Origin of the sequence: Methanosarcina sp. MTP4 (genome assembly GCF_000970045.1) — an archaeon.
Classification (GTDB): domain Archaea; phylum Halobacteriota; class Methanosarcinia; order Methanosarcinales; family Methanosarcinaceae; genus MTP4.
Genome location: NZ_CP009505.1, coordinates 1,691,061 through 1,713,181, shown reverse-complemented (window position 1 = coordinate 1,713,181; position 22,121 = coordinate 1,691,061). Strand labels below are relative to the sequence as shown.

Sequence of the window (22,121 nt, the reverse complement as noted above, 5' to 3'; positions counted from 1 at the left end):
AAGGTTTTAGGAAAAGCTGAACAGGGGAATTACAGCTACCCTATACGGGTTAATTGAGCAAGGTTTTTTACAAAAGCCGATCTTACGTGTATTTTTATATGTGCTCAATTTTATATAAACGGGATTTTATATGTAGCATTGCTAATTCTGCTGAAACTGTTTTTCGGGTGCCGAGTTCCGGATGAGGGGAAAAGTGAAGATAGCCTCTTGAAATATGAAAAGATCCCGTGGTTTATCCAGCCAGCCCTTGCCCCTCTGATAAGGGACAGGGAAACTGAGAAAACAAACGGAGAGCGGGGCAGCAGAAGGAAAGAGAAGAAAATAAAGGAAAGAGAAGAAGAAAAAGGAAAGAAGAGAAGAAAAAGGAAAGAAGAGAAAACGAAGAAGAATTCCATTGGGGGAATAAATAAATGGCTGAAGTAATGTATGGACCGATGCAGCTTTTAGTAATCGTATTCGATGACCCGGACTTCCACGGGCAGATCCGCCGTGAACTCGAATCAGTAATGGAAAAAGGGCTTATTCGGCTAATTGACCTGGTATTCCTGTGGAAAGACGTGGATGGAAACGTCGCTTCTCTGGAAGCCACGCAGCTGGACGAGGAGGAGAGGATGCGTTTCGGCGCCGTTGTGGGTGGAATCATGGGGTTCGGAGCCGGCGGTGAAGCAGGAGCACTTGAAGGTATGGAAGCAGGAGCCCTGGCAGCTGCCCGGGAAAACTACGGGATCACCGATGAAGACATCATGGAGATAACCGAAGCCATCCCGGAAAATAGCGCTGCCGGCCTCCTTATAATCGAGCACCTCTGGGCAAAGAAGCTCAAGCAGGCGATTGGCGATGCCGGAGGGGTACTGGTCACCCAGGGTATGATCACGCCCGAACTGCTCGCCCTGGTAGGAGCAGAACTGGCAGAAGCAGTTGAAGCCGCGGACAAGAAGGAGCAGGAACCTGCAGCAGCAACAGCGTGATAAAATTCATAAATGGTATCCAGCATAAAATCCCGAGCTTGGAATCCTTTGTGCGAATTCAATAATTTATTTTTGGCTCCGTAGAAATGCTGCCTTATCGCCGGAAAAGCCCGGAATGTGACCGATTCCTGATCCTGGGAAAGGCCGGTCGTGAGCTTTGAATCGTTTCCGGGGTTCTCACCGCTCGCTTCAGCGAGCGGCCTTTTCCGAATTCACTGAGAAAAATTGCTCGCAAAATAAACCGGTAAAGAAGAAGCTCTTCACTCTAATTTTTCCATCCTTCTTTCTGGTCTTCTGCTTTCTACATCTTACTTTAGGACCCTGTTTTCAACATAATGTTTTCATCATCTTGCTCTCGACATTCTGCATTCTACACCTTACTATTCAGTCATCATAATGACCTTTTTAGATGTCTTGCCATATGCACCCAGTCATTATAATGACCTTTTTAGACGTCTTGCTATATCTACTCAGTTATTATAATGACCTTTTTAGATGTCTTGCTATATCTACCCAGTTATTATAATGACCTTTTTTAGATGTCCTGCCATATTTATTCAGTCACTACAATAACCTTTTTAGATACCTTACGATACTTTTTGGTCACCCAACTATAGTTTTATTTCTGCAATGTATTTTGAGGAAAAGGCCGGCCTCCTTCGTCGGCCAGTGAGAGTTTCGGTACTGAGAAGCAAATCGAAAAAAGGTTTTTGGATAGCTGAACAGAGAAATTAAAGTCGGCCTCTCCGGATTGTTAGAGTTCAATTCGTTTCATTCGGATTGTGATTTCATATTAATATTCAGCTGAATTTCTGGTCCTTCAGAAGTTCTCTAAAATCTCTAAAATAGAAATTCCATTAATTTGAACCGGGTGGTCTAAAACTGACGGTCTGATCAGTACTTTTACATCTGTATTTTTCAGCCACATGAAGCTGGTTTAGTTAATTTTTCTACAAAGCCTTCTCATATATATTTTCTTTAATAGTTCATTTTTTCTTTCGAAAGAAAAGGGAAATCTTAAATGTTCCGGAGAAATCCCAATCAGCAGACCCGGTAAAATAAATCAACATGCATAAAGAAATATACATAAAAATCGAATTATATAAAAGTTAATTATTGAACCGCAAGCCAGGGGGGAAGTCTTGCAGGTTCCGTGAATTGGGGGTACAATATAAAAATAGACAGGGGACAGAGCTGGCACTTTATTTCCCGGCGTTATCATTCTTACACCTAAAAATTACACCTGACAACGTCGCTTACTTCCGGATGTAGGGTTCAGGAGATCCCTGTGGCGGTAGATGGAAAACATCACACAGCCGAAGTCCCGGTCATAAATTTACTATTCCTCAAATCCGGTGCAAAAGGGCTCACTGACCTTCGCAAGATTTTCTCCCGGTGATAAACTGCTACAAAACGGCGAAGATGACAGTTTCACTTCAATTGGCGAAATTGCATAATAAAAAGCAGCGATGAAAATATTTATGCAGAAAAAATTCCAGACATAAAAGGAGGTTAGAATATAGCAACACTAACAGTTCTAAAATTCGACACCCCTGGCGGTGCACAACATACACTTGAAGTGATTGAGGATTTGAGCAAGAGACAGTTGATTACCCTGCAGGATGCAGCAGTTGTCTCCTGGCCAATGGGTAAAAAGAAACCGAAAACACAGCAGTTAACCAGCATGTCCGGGGTAGGCGCACTTAGCGGAGCATTCTGGGGCATGCTCTTCGGCCTGATTTTCCTGGTTCCGATCTTCGGGATGGTTGTCGGGGCCGCTTTCGGTGCGCTTGCAGGCTCTTTTGCCGACGTGGGTATCAGTGATGACTTCATCAAGTCGGTTCGCAGCAAAGTGACCGAAGGCACCTCTGCCCTCTTCCTGCTGACAAGCGACGCAGTGCAGGATAAGGTCCAGGAGGCCCTGAAAAGCATCGAGTTTGAACTTATCGCTTCCAACCTGTCCAAAGAAGAAGAGGACAAGCTGCGCGAAATGTTTGTCGAAGAAGAGGAAGAAGCAGAAGTGGCTCCGGCAGCTTAAATCCGATCTGAAAACCACCTAATTGGGAATGCCTGCATCCCCGAAAATCGGATTTAGGGCAAGAACAACGATTCCTGAATAAAATGAATAAGGGGGAAGGAGCGAAAAGTCAGTTCCTTTCCCCTTTTTTATTATTTCCATATTTATTTTCAGGCTTTTTACGGAAAATCCTAAACAGTAGATAGGAGGATAAATGCCATTAAAAGAATACAGGTCCGACACCGCCTTTCCCGGAGTTATCGGGCGCACTGCAGACCAGTCAGAACCCGCCTGGCCGGAACCCCGGCGGGCTAAAGAAGGGGCTCCGAACGTACTATTTATCGTGCTGGATGACACCGGTTTTGGACAACTAGGTTGCTACGGCTCGCCCATAAATACACCAAATCTGGACAGCCTTGCAGAGGGAGGGCTTGCTTACAGCAATATGCATACTACGGCGCTGTGCTCTCCCACACGAACCTGTATCCTGACCGGCAGGAACCACCATTCAAACAATATGGCCTGCATCACCGAGGGCTCAACCGGCTATCCGGGCTACGACGGTTACATACCTTTTGAAAACGGGTTTTTGTCGGAGATGCTCCAGCAGCACGGCTACAACACCTATGCCGTCGGCAAATGGCACCTGACACCTGCAGACCAGATCTCGGCAGCCGGACCCTATGACCGCTGGCCTCTCGGCCGGGGTTTCGAGCGCTTCTACGGTTTTTTGGGAGGCGAAACGCACCAGTATTACCCTGAACTGGTCTACGACAACCACCCCGCAACCCCTCCAAAGCCTCCGGAAGAAGGTTATACCCTGAATGAGGACCTTGCGGACAAAGCTATCCAGTTCATTGCCGACGCCAAACAGGTCGCACCCAACAAGCCCTTTTTCATGTACTTCTGCACCGGAGCCATGCATGCCCCTCACCACGTCCCAAAAGAATGGACGGACAAATACAAAGGCAAGTTTGACGACGGCTGGGAGGCTTACCGGGAAAAGACTTTCGCCCGGCAGAAGGAACTTGGCATAGTCCCGAAAGACGCCGAACTATCCCGCCATGACCCGGATGTCAAGCCCTGGGAAAAATGCTCGCCTGAGGAAAAGAAGCTCTACGCCCGCATGATGGAAGTCTTTGCCGGCTTTCTGGAACATACCGATTACCACATCGGCAGGCTGCTACAGTTCCTCAAAGATATCGGTGAGTTTGATAATACTTTAATCATGGTAATTTCCGATAACGGGGCCAGTTCAGAAGGGGGGCCGACGGGCTCAGTCAACGAGAATCTGTTCTTCAACAATGTGCCCGAATCGCTGGAAGAGAACCTCGCAGCCCTGCATAAGCTGGGTGGCCCTGAGACTTTCAACCACTACGCCTGGGGCTGGACCTGGGCGGGAGATACGCCCTTCCGCCGCTGGAAGCGGGAAACATACCGGGGCGGCATCAGCGACCCCTTTATCGTCCACTGGCCCCGGGGAATAAAAGTCGGGGGAGAGGTCCGCACCCAGTACGCCCACGCTATCGACATGCTGCCCACAGTCCTGGAATGCCTGGGAATTGAGCCCCCGACGGTTATCAAAGGTGTGACCCAGGCACCCATCGAAGGCTTCAGTTTTGCACCTACTTTCGACGATACCGGTGCGCCTTCAAAGCACCACACCCAGTACTTCGAGATGATGGGGCACCGCTCCATTTACCATAACGGCTGGCGGGCGGTATGTCCGTGGCCCGGTCCCTCGTTCGCCGAAGCAGGAAAATCCTTCGGCGAACCGATCCCGGCAGGGAAGCTGACCGAGCTGGATGCAAAAGGCTGGGAGCTTTACCATGTGGAAAAGGACTGGACCGAGAACCATGATGTAGCTGCGGAAAACCGGCCGAAGTTAATCGAGATGATTGCCACCTGGTATGTAGAGGCCGGAAAATATAACGTGCTGCCTATCGATGCCCGCGGAGTGCTGCGCCTTGCCGATGAACGGCCGCAGATTGCCGTCGACCGGACACACTACACCTATTATCCCGGAACCCAGGGGGTGCCCTCAAATGCAGCGGTCAGGGTCCTCAACCGCCCGCACAGTATCACCGCAGATGTCGAGATCCCTCCGGGGGATGCCGAAGGAGTCCTGCTTGCCCATGGGGGAATCGATTCCGGCTATTCGTTCTACATGAAAGGCGGAAAGCTTCACTGGGTGCACAACTACGTATCCAGGACCCTATATCATGTCGAGTCCGTAGAAAACGTTCCCGAGGGGCGGCATAAGCTCCGCTTCGAGTTCGAAGTAACCGGCGAGCCGGACGTGGCAAGGGGCAAGGGGGTACCAGGCAGAGCTCAGCTCTATATAGACGGAAAGTTAGTCGGCCAAACTGAGGTCCCGGTAACGACTCCACTTGCACTCGGGCTGACCAGCGGGGTCACCTGTGGCTCAGCTCCCGGGGCTCCGGTCACACCCGACTACCAGCCTCCCTTTGAGTTCACCGGCAAGATCTACAGCGTAACCGTTGATGTGAGCGGGAAGCTTATCGAGGACAAGGAAGCCGAGACCCGCATGGTCATGGCGAGGCAGTGAAGATAGGAAAGAAGACAGGATTGGATGGGGGGACTGGCAGGTAATCCGGTGAACAGGCAGACCGGGAACTGCCAGTCCTACCCTGGGGGGAGAATCATTACGGACAAACAACTTCGAAGCGACTTTTCCAGAAGCGCACCTTACTGGCTGCGCCGCGCAGGTATGGTTAGCTGGCTCTTTCTGGGCATCGTGCTCGCCGCCGGTACCGTCCTTAGCTTCATTGCGACCGTGAGCAGTATCACTGTCCCGCTGCTCGTTGCGGTGGTGATAGGAATTGTCTTTCGGCCGCTGGTAGACAGGCTGGAGCGACGGCGGGTTCCCCGCAGTATCGGCACGGTGCTTACGATGTTGCTGATATTTCTGGGTGCCGCCGCCCTGCTCCTAATTCTGGTAAGGGGGTTCATTGACCAGGGGGCCGAGATCGTACGCCAGCTCGAAGCCGGATGGGCAAGCCTGGAAGCCTGGCTTCTGCAGTTCCAGATCGAGGAAGAGACCCTTGAATCCATCAGAGCCGCAGTTGCAAACGGCCTGCCTGCACTGGGCCAGGGAATTATCGGAATCCTCAGCAGCACGTTTTCGAGTGCTGCAGCGCTCCTGATAGGGGTATACTTCAGTGTGTTCATTCTTTTTTTCATCCTGCGGGACGGGCCTGAAATCGAGGTCTGGCTGGCCCGGCAGTTCAAGTTAAAACCCGGAACAGGTACGGCTATCGTTGCCAACATCAGCCGTTCAATACGGCTTTATTTCCGGGGAACTGCGCTCACTGCGACGATTACGTCAATCGTGGTGGCCATCCCCCTGATTGTCCTAAAGGTGCCCCTGGTGGGCTCGATTCTCATTCTCTACTTTTTTACTTCATTCATCCCTTACATAGGCGCCTTTATTGGCGGCGCTTTTGCCGTGATTATCGCTTTTGGTTCCGGGGGAGCAGAAACGGCGCTGATTGTCGCAGTGGCGGTTACCATATCCAACGGGGCGCTGCAGAATGTCATAAATACCTGGGCTCTGGGGACAACTCTCAAAGTGCACCCACTGCTCGTGTTCCTGGTAACGATCGCATCCGGCGTTGTCGGCGGATTCCTGGCCATGATACTGGCAGTGCCGCTGACTGCAGTCGTGATACAGACGGTGCGCCGCTTACGCGAGGAAGGGGTTTTCGCGGAGGAGTAAAAAAGCCGGATGCACAGGACAGAAGGAGAATTTCAGATGACAGAAAATACAGGCAGACCTTATGAAATCCGAAGCATTAGCCAGGGTATGGGCCGAAGTACGGTTCTAAGCATGGTCCAGATCATGATCAGAATCACGGGCCGAAGCATGGAGATCAAAGTCGAACAGGGAAATCACGGCGCAGGGAGGAACTGTTAAATGGCACAAAACTTCCTGCCTCCCCGCGTCCATGTGCTTGCCAAGCCGACCGGAGCAATCTGCAACCTGGCCTGCTCCTACTGCTTCTACCTGCCTAAAGAACTGCTCTATCCCGGAAGCAGCTTCCGCATGTCAGACGAGGTGCTGGAAAACTACATCCGGCAGCTGATTGCAGCCCACAGCAGCCCGCAGGTGACCGTTGCCTGGCAGGGAGGGGAACCCACCCTGATGGGAATCGACTTTTACCGGCGTGCAATCGAGCTGCAGGAAAAGTACAGAAAACCGGGAATGACATTCGAAAATACGATGCAGACCAACGGCACGCTGCTGGACGACGAATGGTGCCGTTTCTTCAAGGAAAACAACTTTCTCATAGGGATCAGCATCGACGGCCCGCGCGAACTTCACGACGCCTGCCGGGTGGACAGGGGAGGAAAAGGGTCCTTCGACAGGGTCATGCGGGGGCTTCGCCTGCTCCAAAAACATGGGGTTGAATACAACGTCCTTGCCACGGTCAACCGCAGGAACGCCGATTATCCGCTGGAAGTCTACCGCTTCTTCCGGGACGAGGCAAAGACAGACTGGGTCCAGTTCATCCCCATTGTGGAGCGAATCAACGAGGACGGGGGCACCCTCTACCAGGAGGGAAACACGGTATCGGACCTTTCGGTACTGCCTGAACAGTTCGGAAATTTCCTTATCCGTATTTTCGACGAATGGGCGCGAAACGACGTGGGTAATGTCTTTGTGCAGACCTTTGAAGCCGCAGCCCGCCGCTGGCTGGACATGCCTTCAGGGATGTGCGTCTTTGAAGAGACCTGCGGCCTTGGGCTTGCCCTGGAGCACAACGGCGACCTCTACTCCTGTGACCACTTTGTGGAACCTGCCTGCAAGCTGGGAAACATCCTGGAAAAGGAACTCGCGGAACTTGCCTTTTCGGAAAAACAGCAAAAGTTCGGGCAGAAAAAACGAGACTCTCTGCCGAGGGCATGCAAGGAATGCGATTTTCTCTTTGCCTGCAGGGGGGAATGTCCCAAAAACCGCTTCCTTACAACCCCGGACGGAGAACCGGGTTTGAACTACCTCTGCGAAGGCTGGAAAACCTTCTTCCGGCACATCGACCACCCCCTGAAAATCCTTGGCTGGCTGATGCAGCGGGGCTATCCGGCACCGGAACTGATGCGGGTGCTGGCTATGGAAGATGCTTTTGCCAGAGCCGGACGAAACGACCCCTGCCCCTGCGGAAGCGGGCTCAAGTTCAAACACTGCCACGGGCGCAAGAAAAACGGACCCGAAAGGAATGACCGGAAGCAGGTAAAACACAGGACCCAGCAGCAGTCTGGACCTGTTATACGATTCTGAAAGGAACAAAGTGGAGAGTAGAGAAAAAAATTCATATTTTGCTTTATCCAACATCGGAAGGCTGCTTAAAAGCGCTGACCCGATATATCAACCAATCTATCAATGGGAAGATTAAGAATGGCAGAAAAGAAACCGAACATTCTGGTCATATGGGGAGATGATATAGGAATCAGCAACCTCAGCTGCTACAGCGACGGCCTGATGGGCTACAGGACGCCAAACATCGACCGCATCGCAAATGAGGGCATGAGGTTCACCGACTCTTATGGGGAACAGAGCTGCACGGCAGGGCGAGCTTCGTTTATCACCGGGCAGAGCGCTTTTCGTACGGGGCTGAGCAAAGTGGGGATGCCCGGAGCCAAACTTGGAATTCAGTCCGAGGACCCGACCGTCGCCGAGCTCTTAAAAGCTCAGGGTTATGCTACGGGGCAGTTTGGAAAGAACCACCTTGGAGACAGGGACGAGCACCTGCCTACTAACCACGGTTTTGACGAATTCTACGGCAACCTCTACCACCTGAATGCCGAAGAAGAACCTGAACACCCTGACTATCCGCCTGAGGAGGACTTTCCTGATTTCCGTAAGAACTACGCCCCGAGGGGAGTGATCCAGAGCTATGCCGACGGCAGGATAGAGGACACCGGACCTCTGACCCGCAAGCGAATGGAAACCGCGGACGAGGAGTTCCTGGACGCAACAGTTGATTTTATCAAACGCCAGCACAAGGCGGAAAAGCCGTTCTTTGTCTGGTTCAACACCACCTGGATGCACTTCAGGGTCCATGTCCCGGAGAGGATACGGGGCCAGTCCGGGCGCTGGCAGTCGGAATACCATGACGGCATGATCGAACACGACCGGCAGGTGGGAGTGCTGCTTGACCTGCTGGACGGACTGGGCATTGCAAAAGACACCATAGTCGTCTACAGCACGGACAACGGCCCTCACATGAACACCTGGCCCGACTCAGCCATGACCCCATTCAGAAACGAGAAAAACTCCTGCTGGGAGGGGGCTTTCCGGGTACCCCAGGTGGTGAGATGGCCGGGAACGATCCCCGAAGGAACGGTTTCCAACGAGATCGTAAGCCACCTTGACTGGCTGCCAACCTTCCTTGCAGCAGCAGGCGAGCCGGATGTCAAGGAAAAGCTCAAAAAAGGCTACAAAGAAGGGGACAAAACTTTCAAAGTGTACCTTGACGGCTATAACCTGCTTCCCTGCCTTACCGGGAAGGAGGAAAAGTCCCCACGCATCGAGTTCTTCTACTTCTCCGATGACGGTGACCTGGTAGCTCTGAGGTACGATAACTGGAAACTTGTCTTTATGGAGCAGCGCGTCATCGGCACGTTGCAGGTCTGGGCTGAACCTTTTGTCCCCCTGCGCGTCCCGAAGATGTTCAACCTGCGCACCGACCCTTATGAGAGGGCAGACCAGACCTCGAACATCTATTACGACTGGCTCCTCGATCATGCCTTCCTGCTTGTGCCTGCACAGGGTGTTGTAGGCGATTTTCTGGCAACGTTCAAAGAGTTTCCTCCACGCCAGAAAGCAGCCAGTTTTACTGTAGACCAGGCAATGGAGAAGCTTTTGAAGGGAATCGGAAGCACATGAACGTGGAGTTGGAAAGGGTACCGGACAGGAACTTTAAGGCTGATATTTAATAGCTGACAGCGGGGGCAAGAAACAGGCAATTAGCAACCGGATTACACCGGATTACACCCACGCACCCAGGTCACACCCGGATTGCACCCGGCCCGCTAATCCCGGCAGTCATCCATCTGGCCTGAGCCCAACGGCTGTATCGAATCGGATTGGGGAAGCAAAATATGAATTCATCAGGAAAACCGTGGCCTACTTCACTGGTAATATTTGCAATCTGGGTTATCATCGTATTTGGTGGAGAACTGCTGCAGGTCGGGGGAAAGCCCACGCAGCTTGATGAACTGGCAAAAAACCAGATAATCTTCGGGGTGCTGGCTGCAGCTGTCTTTTTGATTGGGGTTATTAGCTATTTGAAATGGTGGCCCCAGGTAGCAGGGAAAGGCCCGGAAAATTTACGGGATTTGCGCTTGCTCTGGCTTCCGGCCCTTGTGCTTTTTCTCCTGCTGCTGATTTTATTGTTTACAGGCCTTCCTCCAACTCAGGTGCTTATGCTCGTGATCATCAATACCCTGCTTGTCGGCATCAGCGAGGAATTGATGTACCGGGGAATATTGTTCCATGGGGCTTCGTCGTCATTCGGGATCTGGCGTACAGTGTGGATTACGGCAGTCCTTTTCGGGCTGGTCCATGCGTTAAATGGCTTTATAACCGGAAATTTCACAGCCGCGGCAGGCCAGGCTTTTTTCGCAGGCATGTTCGGGGTCTGGACAGTGGCTTTGCGGGTTCGCCTTGACACGATCATCCCGGTAATCATAATTCACTGGCTGTGGGACTGCCTGCTCTTTCTCACAGGTTTCCTCGGAGGAATGCTGGTCTTTCCCTTTGCCCTGGTACTGTTCATTTACGGCCTCTGGTTATTACGGGATTATTGGCACGGCAAAGGCGGTTTGCAGGAGGAGGAGAAATTAAGCGAATAAGTCGTAAGCTTCCGGTTTTGAAGCTTTCTGAAATTAATTTTTGATTAATTTTCATATTTAGGAGAGAAGCTGAAATGGATCTTGAGAGCCTTGATTTTTATGTTGTTTTTGACCTGTTTATTTTGCTCCTGATCGGCATGGGCCCGAAAATCGCACTTGTGCCCTTTCTGGACCTGACCGCAGGCATGGAAAAGGAGATGCAAAAGAAAGTGGCGGGACAGATGGTAAAAACGGCTGTTGGCGTTGCCCTGGTCCTGGTCTTTCTGGGCTCGCTGCTGATGAGGCTCCTGCACTTTAGCCCGGGAGCGGTATCTATCGCCGGGGGCCTCATCCTGATGCTGCTTGCCCTTCACATGCTGATAGGGGCCGGAGGATCGGAGGAACACAAAGAAAAAGCGGCTTCCCGGGACCCGATGCAGATGGCTCTCTATCCTCTTGCAGTACCCTACCTGCTAAACCCGGCGGGAATTGCCGTGCTTGTCACCGTTTCCGACCAGCTCGACTCGCTGCTTATGTTTGCTCTTGTGGCAGGGCTTGTCCTCCTTATGGGTGTGATCGACATGGCGGTTTTCAAAAACATGGACAAACTGGCAAAGCAACTGGACCCTTCCCGTTTGATGGTTACGGAGGCTGTTTTTGGCGTCCTGCTGGCGGCACTGGCGGTGCAGCTGGTACTGGACGGTCTGGAAACGTTAGGCATCATTTCCGGGCTTCCGGGACATTAAAAGCATTTTATTTCAACACCGGGAGAAATAAATGGACATGTATAAAAAGATATACATAAAAGTGAATTTATATTTACAGGTAAGTAAATGAATTAAAGATCGAAGCGAAGGTCGAAGCAAGGATCGAAGTGAAGGTCGAAGTGAAGGTCGAAGTGAAGGTCGAAGTGAAGGTCGAAGTGAAGGTCGAAGCAGAGATCGAAGCAGAGATCGAAGCAAGGATCGGAGCATTGAACCGCAAGCCAGGGAGTGGTCTTGCAGGTTCCGAAAGAATGGGGGGATAATAATACCTGAATTGATCGAATACGAGCCCGGAACACATTTTCCGGGTATTATCGGAAGGACACTTGAAGAATCCTCACCTGCCTGGCCCAGACCGACACGGGCCGGAGATGGTGCACCGAATGTGATATTTTTTATCCTGGATGACGTGGGCTACGGGCAGATGTCAGTTTTCGGGGGGCTCTGCGAAACACCCAACCTGGAACGGCTGGCGAAAAGGGGCCTGCGCTATACCAATATGCAGACCACGGCACTCTGCTCTCCTACCCGGGGCTGTGCGCTGACGGGCAGGAACCACCATACCCTGGGGCTCTCCGCCATCACCGAACTGTCCATGGGCTACCCCGCACACAACGGGTATATGGGCTTTGAGCACGGTTTTCTCTCGGAAATCCTGCTGGAACAGGGTTACAACACCTTTGCCGTGGGCAAATGGCACCTGACCCCGCCGGAAGAGACGACCACGGCAGGTCCGTTCCACCGCTGGCCCCTGGGGAGAGGTTTTGAGCGTTACTACGGTTTTTTGGGAGGAGATACCGACCAGTGGCATCCCGACCTGACCTATGACAACCACCCGGTGCCGGTCCCCAAAACTCCCGAAGAGGGCTACCACCTGAACATCGACCTTGGGGACAAAGCTATCGAATTTATCAAAGACGCCCAGCACAATGCCCCGGGAAAACCCTTCTTCTTATACTATGCCACCGGAGCAGGGCACGCCCCGCACCATGTCGAAAAAGAGTGGATAGATAAATACAAAGGCAAGTTCGATATGGGCTGGGACAAATACCGGGAGATGGTCTTCAAACGCCAGAAGGGGCTGGGAATTGTCCCCCCCGATGCGCTGCTCTCAAAGCGCGACCCCGACGTGCCTGCCTGGGACTCCCTTTCGGATACCGAAAAGAAAGTCTATGCCCGCCAGATGGAAGTCTTTGCAGCCTTCATTGAGCAGACCGATTACCATTTCGGCCGCATTCTTGACTTCCTTGAAGAGATCGAAGAACTGGACAATACCCTGGTCATCGTGCTCTCGGATAACGGAGCCAGCGCCGAGGGAGGGGTGCACGGGACTTTCAACGAGATGCTCTTTTTCAACAACGTGGAAGAGACCCTGGAGGACAACCTGAAGCGCATCGATAAATGGGGCAGCCCCGAGACCTTCAACCACTATTCCTGGGGCTGGACCTGGGCTGGAGATACCCCATTCCGCCGCTGGAAGCGCGAGACCTACCGCGGGGGGATAAGCGACGCCTGCATTGTCTCCTGGCCGGAGGGCATCCGTGCAAGGGGGGAAAACCGCAGCCAGTACGCCCATGCGATTGACCTCGTACCCACAGTGCTCGAAGCCCTGGATACGGAAGCTCCCAAAACCATCCGCGGGGTACCCCAGTCTCCCATACAGGGTGTCAGTTTCGCCCACACCTTTGACGACCCCGATGCCCCTACAAAGCACATTACCCAGTACTTCGAGATGTTCGGACACCGCTCCATATACCACGACGGCTGGAGGGCGGTCTGCCCCTTCCCGGGCTCAAGCTTTGCCGAGCCCCTGAGGGAGGGCTGGTTCTTCGGGATGCCCCTGAATACCAGGGTGTTAAAGGTGCTTGATTCCGAGGGCTGGGAACTCTATGATCTGGCAGAAGACCCGGCTGAGATGAAAAACCTGGCAGCAGAAAAGCCTGAGAAACTGCAGGAAATGGTCCAGCGCTGGTACACCGAGGCCGGCAAGTACGGGGTGCTCCCCCTGGCAACAGCAGCCCTGGAGCGCATGAACGTGCCAAGGCCGACCATTGCACGCCCGCGCACGAAATACGTCTATTATGGAGGCGGAGCCCCGGTCCAGTTCTCTGCTGCCCCAAGGGTCTACAACAGGCCCTGGAGCATCACAGCCCGCGTGCTCATCCCCGAAGGAGGAGCCGAGGGGGTCCTGCTCGCACACGGAAACCGCCATGGGGGATACAGTTTCTACGTCAAGGACGGACGCCTGCATCACGTCCACAACTACTCAGGGCTCGAAAAGTTCAGGATAAGCTCGCCCGACCCTATCCCGAAAGGGGAAGTCACCCTGCGCTATGAGTTTGAAAAGACCGGCGAACCCGATTTTGGGGAAGGGAAAGGGTCTGCGGGGCGGAGCCAGCTCTACGTCAACGGCGAGCTTGTAGCCAGCAAGGACCTGCCTTACACCGTACCCAACCTCTTTGGCATCATCGGGCTGAGCTGCGGTTACGACGCAGCCGACAGTGTCCACCCTGAAGAATACAGGGCACCATTCACTTTCACAGGCAGGATCAGGCAGGTTGAACTTGACGTATCGGGGGAACTGATCAAAGACGATGAAGCTGACCTGAAACGGATGATGACCGAGCAGTAAGTTTGTGTTTTGATTTTCCGTGTCCAAGGCCCGGAAAAAGCATAGTTTGACAAAAAATTCGGACTGCTGAAAGATCCACTATGGCCAGTTTTTGAAATCTTCAGGTAAATACAAAACTGCCTGGTAACAGATAGGAGAAAATCTAATGGCAACATTAACTGTTTGGAAATTCGATAATCCTACCAGTGCAGGCGAAGCACTGGACAAGCTGGAGAGCTTACAAAAACAACAACTGATTGAAATTCAAGATGCGGCTGTTGTTGAATGGCAACCTGGCGAAAAGGAACCCAAAACCCGGCAAGCGGTGAGCCTGACCGGGCCCGGGGCACTCGGCGGCGCATTTTGGGGCATGCTCTTTGGCCTGCTCTTTTTTATGCCCTTCTTTGGCATGGCTGTAGGCGCGGTCCTGGGTGCTTTCGCGGGCCGTTATAGCGACTACGGCATTGATGACAACTTTATCAAATCAGTGCGTGCTAAGGTAACTGAAGGAACCTCGGCCCTATTCTTGCTTACCGTTACCGGTAGTGCTGCCGCAGATAAGCTGCAAGATGAACTCAAAGGCAAAATGGGGAGCCTGATTGAGTCTAATCTGACCAACGTGCAGGAAGCCAAACTGCGTGAAGCCTTTGGCGAGCAGAAAACTGCATGGCAGATCGGCCCCCGCACATTGCCGCCGCCTGATGGCGCCAGTGATTTCATGCGAGATGCCATCGCCATCACCCCACAACCTGATCCGGCGAAGGTGCAGATCGAACCCCAGAGCGAAGCTGAATGGCTTGCGGTTATCGCGCAATTGGACGAAGGTAAGCTCGACATGGCGCGAGAAATCAGCAAACAGTTTTCGGTATCCGTTGAACACGATATGATCGAGGGAGTCAACGTTTATCATGTGACACCTTCAGAGATAGATCCCAGGTTGGAGGATAAATTATTTGTCCACACTCATGGGGGCGCCTTTGTTTTGAACGGGGGTGAAGTATGCACCCTCGAAGCCATAGTGATTGCCCATCTGGCCAAGGTTAGAGTACTGTCCATTGACTACCGCATGCCGCCTCTGCATCCCGCACCGACCGCGAGGAACGATGTGTTGAGCGTCTATCAACACCTCCTAAAAACGCGACCAGCACGCTCAGTGGCTATGGGTGGCTCTTCGGGTGGCGCCAATCTCACCATGGGGCTGGTGCAGCACTTGATCGAGCTGGGTATTGACGTACCCGGCGCGCTCTTCCTGGGTACGCCTGGCGCTGACATGAGCAAGACAGGTGACTCCTGGTACATCAATGACGGTATCGACCGGAACCTGGTCACCTATGATGGATTCGTCGCGGCTTGTATCCGACTCTATGCGAACGGTCGTGATTTGAAAGATACGCTGGTCTCTCCTCTGTATGGCGACTTTCATGGTTTCCCGCCCACACTCCTAATTACGGGGACTCGAGACTTGCTCTTGAGCGCCACTGCTCGCACCCATATCAAACTCCATCAAGCGGGCGTAGTAGCCGATATCCTCGTATATGACGGCACTGCCCATGCGGATTACGTAGGCGTGCTGGGCTCACCTGAGTCGGATCACGCTTTTGCTGAGCTAAAAGCGTTTCTATTGCAGCATCTTCAATAACTGTCGGCCGAAGATTGCGATTATGAGGGTAAGTTCCGCCCCATGATGCGGATTTACCAGATGCGCCCGAAAACCAGTTGGCCGGAAAATACACAACCAAATAGCATCAGCAGGCAGTGATCAGCAGACAGTGATCAGCAGACAGTGATCAGCAGACAGTGATCAGCAAACAGTTATCAGCAGACAGTGATCAGTACTCAGAATCAAAGAAAGGGGGGTTCTCATGAACTTAATACATCGATTCTCAGCAGAGCTTATAGGTACTTTCTGGCTGGTCCTCGGGGGCTGCGGAAGCGCAGTTCTGGCGGCCGGCTTCCCGGAGCTTGGCATCGGCTTTGCCGGTGTCGCCCTGGCTTTCGGACTGACCGTCCTGACGATGGCTTTTGCGATCGGGCACATCTCGGGCTGCCACCTCAACCCGGCTGTCACGGTCGGCCTGTTCATAGGCGGCCGCTTTCCTGCAAAGGACATCGTCCCGTACATCATTGCACAGCTGGCAGGAGCTATCTCCGCCGCTATTGTGCTCGCGCTGATCGCCGGCGGCCAGCCCGGTTTCGATCTGGTCGAAAGTGGTTTTGCGGCTAACGGTTATGGGGCACACTCACCCGGAGGGTACTCGTTGCTCGCAGCGCTGGTCTGTGAGCTCGTGATGACTTTCATGTTTCTCTTCATCATTCTCGGCTCAACCGACATCCGCGCCCCACCCGGTTTTGCTCCGATCGCCATCGGGCTCGGGCTGACCCTGATCCACCTGATCAGCATTCCGGTGACAAACACCTCAGTGAACCCGGCCCGCAGCACATCACAGGCACTATTCGTTGGCGGCTGGGCAATTCAGCAGCTGTGGCTGTTCTGGCTGGCACCGATAGTCGGAGGGGCTCTAGCTGGCATTGCATATCGTACGGTCGGAGGTGACGCTGGATCAGATACAGAAGAATAAGATTCGGAAGAAAGTCCCGGTTCTCAGCAGTCCCGGCTCTCATGAGGGACGCAGAAAGGAGACCGAGAAATCACACAGTCAGGTAACAGGAGGAATCTGCTTATGAAAGTCGTGAGATTCATTGCCGAAATGAGATACTTCGTCCTGATTCCGGTTATAGGGCTTGCAATCACGGCTGGCATTTTGTTTATCAGGGGCGGCATCGACCTTCTTGACTTCCTCTGGGAAATGCTTCCCGGAATGGGGGAGACGGACACAAACAGTTTCATTATTATCGAACTTGTGGAAATAGTCCATCTGTTCCTGGTCGGGACGGTGCTTTTCATAACCTCATTCGGCCTCTACCAGCTGTTTATCCAACCGCTTCCCTTACCGGCCTGGCTGGAGATAAACGACATCGAAGAACTGGAGATGAACCTGGTGGGGCTCACTGCAGTCGTGCTTGCAGTCAACTTCCTGAGCGTGGTCCTTGAACAGCAGGATGAAAACCTTGCTTTATACGGGATAGGCTACGCCCTGCCCATTGCAGCCCTGGCTTACTTCATAAAGGTTCGCTCGAAGACAACGGACAGCGAGAAAGAAAAACACCGACAAGAAGCGAAATGAATTCTAAAACCAGTGGAGCAAAACGGCTATTGTACGAAAAGGGAGATAAAGCCGGAATTTCAGGTTATTCCACTGAAGAAGAAAAAATCGAAAAAAAGGAAAACAATTTCCAGTCAAAATAAAAATCCAGGCAGGTTAACTGTAATTTCCCTTTATATGAGCTAACCCCAAAAGCCTTTTTTAATCTGCTTTCCAGATACCGGCGCTCTCACCGGTCGTCGAAGACGACCGGCTTTTCCATATAATAATTTAGAAGACAAAAAATAGTACTAAAATGGCGAAGTATAGTACAGCAAAATGACTTAAAAAGTTATTAAAACTACCATAGTCCTGAACGTAAATATTTAGATTTAAATTAATGCTCAAATTTATACTCAAATTTACATTTACAATTACTTTGTAACCACGGAAGACACGGAAAACACGGAAAGATTGTTCCCCTGTTTCCTTTATTCCGTGTATAGCAGAATGTTGAGAACAGGGTGGGAAAAGCAGAACGTTGGGAACAGGACGAAGAAATCAGGGTTGAAAATCAGAACACAGTCATCATCCACAATCAATTTATTTTGAAAACACTTTTTCTCAAAAAATTCGGAAAGGCCGCCCGCCAATGCGGGCGGTGAGGGCCCCTGTTGTCGATACCGTGAAGGAAATTCCCGGAACCGGAATCAGCATTAAACCCTGTCACAAAAACCGGGGCCATTTCAAGCAGTATTACAGCATTTCTGCAGAGCCTTTTAACCTTAATTTTTAAAGGCTGTTTTATCAGCGGTAACTCTTCAGCAGCTTTTCCAGGAAGGCCCAGATCTTTTCGATGGAAGGAATATAGATTTTCTCATCCGGAGAGTGGGGATACTTGATAGTAGGGCCTATGGAAATCATCTCCATGCCTCCTTCATCGTCTTCTCCGATGCTGTACTTTCCATCACCGTTCTCTCCGCCACTATCGCCGGGGTTCCCTTTTCCGCCCCGGAGTCCACATTTCGAGCCGATAACTCCGCATTCGAGTCCGGCGTGCACGACTTCTATGGAGGGGTCTTCTTCGAAAACGGACGTATATGCCGCTTTGCACCTGGAAAGCAGGTCCGATTCAAGGTCAGGTTCCCAGGCGGGATAGCCGTTCTCATGCCGGACTTCGGCTCCTACAAGTTCTGCCACGGCTTCGATCCTCCCGGTAATTTCGTCCAGCCTTGACATGACTGAACTGCGCTGGCTAGACAGGACTTCCACTTCATCGTCTCCTGTCCTCACCATGGCCAGGTTGTTCGAGGTCTCCACCAGGCCCTGAATCCTGTCCGACATCCGGTAGACCCCGTGGGGAAGAGCAAGCAGCAGCTTGAGCAGCCCTGAGTCACTGTTTTCCGTAAGCACCCGGTCAAGGGGAACTTCCTTTTCGTGGATTTCGGTCTCGGTAATTTCGTAAATCACGCCCATTTCGACTTCCTCGAGGTCCAGACGGATATCCGGGTCGCTCCTGGCATACTCGGCCCGGAAAGTTTTCCCGAACCTGTAAACAAGCCCCTTTACCCGGTCGAACTCGCTCCTTTTAAGCGCAAAAAAAACCTCCGCAAAATTGGGGATCGAATTGTGGGTACTTCCCCCGTTCAGGGAAACGAGCCTGAGGATCCCCGGACCTGTCTCCCCGGATTTATCCCGGACTCCCGCCAGGGCCCGGGCGAGCAGCTGGACGGCATTTGCCCGCTGCCTATGGATCTCGACTCCTGAATGCCCACCTTTGAGGCCCTCAACGGAGAGCTTGAAGAACCCGAACCCGTTCGCGTAATCGAAAGGCTCGTACTCTAAAGGCAGCGTAATCCGTGTATTCAGCCCCCCCGCACACCCGACGGTAAAGACCCCTTCGTCCTCGGAGTCCAGGTTCATCAGAACCCTTCCTGCAAAGAAACCCGGCTCAAGCGCCATCGCCCCGGTAAGCCCGGTTTCCTCGTCCACCGTAAAGAGCAGCTCAAGCGACGGGTGCTCGATCTCTCCCGCCTTTCCGGTTTGCGCCAGGACCATGGCAATTGCAAGCGCAATCCCGTTGTCCGCCCCGATGGAAGTACCGTTTCCCTTTAGCCAGTCCCCGTCATACACACACTCAACCGGGTCTCTGGAAAAGTCATGGGCCGAGCCCTTGCTCTTCTCACAGACCATGTCCATGTGCCCCTGCAAAACAAGGGTAGGAGAATTTTCATACCCCGGGGTCGCCGGGACCTTTATCAGCAAATTGTTAACGAGATCGGTTTTTACCTCAAAACCCCGGGACCTGGCCCAGTCCTCAAGCCAGAGGGCAATCTTTTTTTCGTACTTCGAGCAGCGCGGGATTTTATTGATTTCTTCAAAAGTTTCGAGGATTTGTCGGGTTTTAGGGTGCATGGGAGATCAATTCGTAGTTATTTTGTTCAGGTCGGTATCCATATCTAGCTAGATATTAAAAATAAGGCATAAATAGCCACCTGAAAAGTATTCCCAGAATAAATATAATTTTTTGAAAAAAGAAAACAATTATTGGCTCGAAAGCCTGAATTCAAGCCTGTAAAACCGGAATTATAGTTCCAAACGTAAATATTTACACTTACACTATAAACCACGGAAGACACGGAAAGCACGGAAAAATCCTGCCCCTATTCTTACGACCTGAAACTTATGGCCTAATTCTTCCGTTTGGGATCCGTGCACCTCTTAGCCCTTACCTCTTAGCTCTCGTCCTCAGCTTCTTCCAACCCATAATGCTTATTCAATATTTTGCGTGTATTGTAGGAAACTTTCACGTCCATTTCCTTTCCCGGCCTGTAATACGCAAGATGGTGTATCTCGTTACTCGGAGTCGGTTTTCCTTTCGCCCGGATCTTGAAGATCTTGGAAGCATGAAACTTGAATAGATAATTCACATAGTATGCCCGAAGCCCGGTCTCTTCCCGAAGCTCCCGGATTGCCGTCTGGATGCTTGCTTCCCCTTTCTTCGGTTTTCCTCCGGGCAGCCGGTAGTAACCTCCCGAACTGCTCACAAGCAGGACTCCCCTGTCAGTTTCAACTACTACAGAACCTCTCCGGTTGTCATATGCACTGGAAATAAGTGTTACCCCCTTAAAAAGATTAAATTCCCCTGGTTTATTACCTAATGATAGTTGTTTTTTCCGGAATTATTTAAAGCATTCGATAGGGCAAATTTTCTTGCTGGAAATCTCACTTTCTTAACAGAAATTATTATAATCAGAATACTGTTCTGGATCATTATTACTATTCTAAAATACCGTTGATTTTTAAGAAATGCATTTTTACGGACATTTAAAGCGAAAAAAGAGATATAAATACCCCGTTCTCAAGAAAAGATGTTTGGAGACAAGCATAAGGGATTAAAATAAGTATTTTAATATGAAACAATTTTTATAGAAATGACTCTATTTATACTAACAAGTAACAATGCGATGAGAATCGCGATGGGAATTGCCATTGGAATCACAATGGAAATCATGATGAAAATCCGGCCTGCCTCCGGGGGGGAATGGCAGGCTGGCTACTGATTGAGCTACTGATTGAGCTACTGATTGAGGGGGAATCAGATTTTGACAGAAACAACAGACTTATTGATTTTCTGGGCTGTGGTCATGGCCCGTTTCCTGATCCCGCTCACCATTCCACGCTATCCCCTGCCGGGTGTGCTGGCTTCCCTGATCCTCGACATGGTAGACCAGACGATCTTCCAGCTTTTCACGGACCTGCCTCTGGAAGGTTACCAGGGATATGACAAGGCCCTTGACATTTACTACCTGAGTATAACCTACCTCTCGACCCTGCGAAACTGGTCGAACCTCTACGCCTTCAAGCTGGACCGCTTCCTTTTCTACTACCGGCTTGTGGGAGTTGCTATTTTCGAAATCGTACACCTGCGCTACCTGCTGCTTATTTTCCCAAACACCTTCGAGTACTTCTTCATCTTCTACGAAGCCGTCCGCCTGAAATGGGATCCGAAGGTCCTGACAAAAAGCAAATTAATCGCCGCGGCAGCTCTTATCTGGGTTTTCGTCAAAATACCCCAGGAGTACTGGATCCACGTCGCCCAGATGGACACCACAGACTGGATAAGAGCCAACCCCTCCAACGCCCTTATCCTTGTTGCCTATGCTGCGTTCCTGCTCGCCATAGCCTGGTGGCTGCTCCGGGACCTGCCCCCTGCCCGAAAAGGCCTGGAATTTGCCGCCCTCCCCGTTGCAGCCGCCCCGGTAGTCGCCCCTCTCCCGGAGGCCATCAAGAACGAGCGGGAACGCCTTATTAACAAACAGGTCCTCGAGAAGATCGCGCTGATCTCCCTCCTGACCATCATCTTCGCCCAGATCCTTCCGGGCGTGCGGGCAAACAACATCCAGCTATCCATTGCCGTGGCCATAATCATCATAATAAACACAGCCCTGAGTCACTGGCTTGCCCGGCACGGAAGGCACTGGAGTTCCATCGTCAGGGAATTTATCGTGATGTCCCTGGTAAACACCGGCATCGTCCTCCTCCTGGACTTCTTCAGCCCCAGGTACGAAGGCTCAATCGACCTAGGGAACACGCTCTTCTTCATCCTGCTCCTGACCCTGATCGTCACCCTCTACGACCGCTACTGGCAGCTCCATATTAATAATAATTCCAGAGATGTCCGGTAAGGGGAAGAGGGAGAGAAAGAGTGAAGAAAAAGAGAGAGATGTTTAAGTAATCCAAGTATAACTTTTTTCATGGAAT

The 22,121-nt window shown here is 51.7% G+C and carries 18 protein-coding genes; 16 read left to right on the top strand and 2 right to left on the bottom strand.

Annotated features, from left to right (window positions below):
• The first annotated feature begins 207 nt into the window (after nt 1-207).
• The 15 genes from MSMTP_RS07320 to MSMTP_RS07250 all read left to right on the top strand — a co-directional run bounded on the left by MSMTP_RS07320 (nt 208) and on the right by MSMTP_RS07250 (nt 17,399).
• Complete coding sequence (locus MSMTP_RS07320; protein ID WP_156153726.1) at nt 208-423, top strand: hypothetical protein; 216 nt, start codon at nt 208-210, stop codon at nt 421-423.
• Nucleotides 411-968, top strand: a complete 558-nt coding sequence (locus MSMTP_RS07315; RefSeq protein WP_048178453.1) for a DUF1269 domain-containing protein — start codon at nt 411-413, stop codon at nt 966-968. The genes MSMTP_RS07320 and MSMTP_RS07315 overlap by 13 nt, the downstream gene beginning before the upstream one ends.
• Before the next feature lie 1,591 nt (nt 969-2,559).
• A complete protein-coding gene (locus tag MSMTP_RS07310; protein ID WP_231582954.1) occupies nt 2,560-3,006 on the top strand; it encodes a DUF1269 domain-containing protein in 447 nt (148 codons plus the stop codon).
• A 193-nt stretch (nt 3,007-3,199) separates the two neighbouring features.
• The gene (locus MSMTP_RS07300) at nt 3,200-5,554 is read left to right on the top strand and encodes an arylsulfatase (protein ID WP_048178450.1); all 2,355 of its coding nucleotides are present in this window, start codon (nt 3,200-3,202) and stop codon (nt 5,552-5,554) included.
• Between the two features lie 24 nt (nt 5,555-5,578).
• Nucleotides 5,579-6,724 carry an AI-2E family transporter gene (locus MSMTP_RS07295; RefSeq protein WP_052718307.1) on the top strand — a complete coding sequence of 382 codons (1,146 nt, stop codon included), beginning with the start codon at nt 5,579-5,581 and terminating at the stop codon, nt 6,722-6,724.
• Between the two features lie 36 nt (nt 6,725-6,760).
• Complete coding sequence (locus tag MSMTP_RS07290; RefSeq protein ID WP_156153725.1) at nt 6,761-6,922, top strand: hypothetical protein; 162 nt, start codon at nt 6,761-6,763, stop codon at nt 6,920-6,922.
• On the top strand, nt 6,923-8,284 hold the full coding sequence (locus tag MSMTP_RS07285) for an anaerobic sulfatase maturase (RefSeq protein WP_048178448.1): 1,362 nt from the start codon (nt 6,923-6,925) through the stop codon (nt 8,282-8,284).
• Nucleotides 8,285-8,401: 117 nt separating this feature from the next.
• Nucleotides 8,402-9,892, top strand: coding sequence for an arylsulfatase (locus MSMTP_RS07280; protein WP_048178447.1), 1,491 nt, complete (start codon nt 8,402-8,404; stop codon nt 9,890-9,892).
• Between the two features lie 215 nt (nt 9,893-10,107).
• The gene (locus MSMTP_RS07275; RefSeq protein ID WP_048178446.1) at nt 10,108-10,860 is read left to right on the top strand and encodes a CPBP family intramembrane glutamic endopeptidase; all 753 of its coding nucleotides are present in this window, start codon (nt 10,108-10,110) and stop codon (nt 10,858-10,860) included.
• 74 nt (nt 10,861-10,934) lie between these two features.
• Entirely contained in the window at nt 10,935-11,585 is a 651-nt protein-coding gene (locus MSMTP_RS07270) for a MarC family protein (protein ID WP_048178445.1), read from the top strand.
• 128 nt (nt 11,586-11,713) lie between these two features.
• Nucleotides 11,714-11,866, top strand: coding sequence for a hypothetical protein (locus tag MSMTP_RS19090; protein WP_156153724.1), 153 nt, complete (start codon nt 11,714-11,716; stop codon nt 11,864-11,866).
• 11 nt (nt 11,867-11,877) lie between these two features.
• Nucleotides 11,878-14,235, top strand: coding sequence for an arylsulfatase (locus MSMTP_RS07265; protein ID WP_048178444.1), 2,358 nt, complete (start codon nt 11,878-11,880; stop codon nt 14,233-14,235).
• Between the two features lie 145 nt (nt 14,236-14,380).
• Nucleotides 14,381-15,853 (top strand): alpha/beta hydrolase fold domain-containing protein, encoded by a 1,473-nt coding sequence (locus MSMTP_RS07260; RefSeq protein ID WP_052718306.1) that lies wholly within the window; start codon nt 14,381-14,383, stop codon nt 15,851-15,853.
• A 223-nt stretch (nt 15,854-16,076) separates the two neighbouring features.
• Nucleotides 16,077-16,793, top strand: a complete 717-nt coding sequence (aqpZ, locus tag MSMTP_RS07255; protein WP_048178443.1) for an aquaporin Z — start codon at nt 16,077-16,079, stop codon at nt 16,791-16,793.
• A gap of 102 nt (nt 16,794-16,895) precedes the next feature.
• A complete protein-coding gene (locus tag MSMTP_RS07250) occupies nt 16,896-17,399 on the top strand; it encodes a YqhA family protein (RefSeq protein WP_048178442.1) in 504 nt (167 codons plus the stop codon).
• Nucleotides 17,400-18,164: 765 nt separating this feature from the next.
• Here the strand turns inward: MSMTP_RS07250 and MSMTP_RS07245 are convergent.
• The gene (locus MSMTP_RS07245) at nt 18,165-19,772 is read right to left on the bottom strand and encodes an aminoacyl-histidine dipeptidase (RefSeq protein ID WP_048178441.1); all 1,608 of its coding nucleotides are present in this window, start codon (nt 19,770-19,772) and stop codon (nt 18,165-18,167) included.
• 320 nt (nt 19,773-20,092) lie between these two features.
• On the bottom strand, nt 20,093-20,470 hold the full coding sequence (locus MSMTP_RS07240) for an NUDIX domain-containing protein (protein WP_082090537.1): 378 nt from the start codon (nt 20,468-20,470) through the stop codon (nt 20,093-20,095).
• A gap of 492 nt (nt 20,471-20,962) precedes the next feature.
• Here MSMTP_RS07240 and MSMTP_RS07235 point away from each other — a divergent pair, with 492 nt between their 5' ends.
• Complete coding sequence (locus MSMTP_RS07235; protein WP_048178439.1) at nt 20,963-22,045, top strand: hypothetical protein; 1,083 nt, start codon at nt 20,963-20,965, stop codon at nt 22,043-22,045.
• Nucleotides 22,046-22,121: the final 76 nt, after the last annotated feature.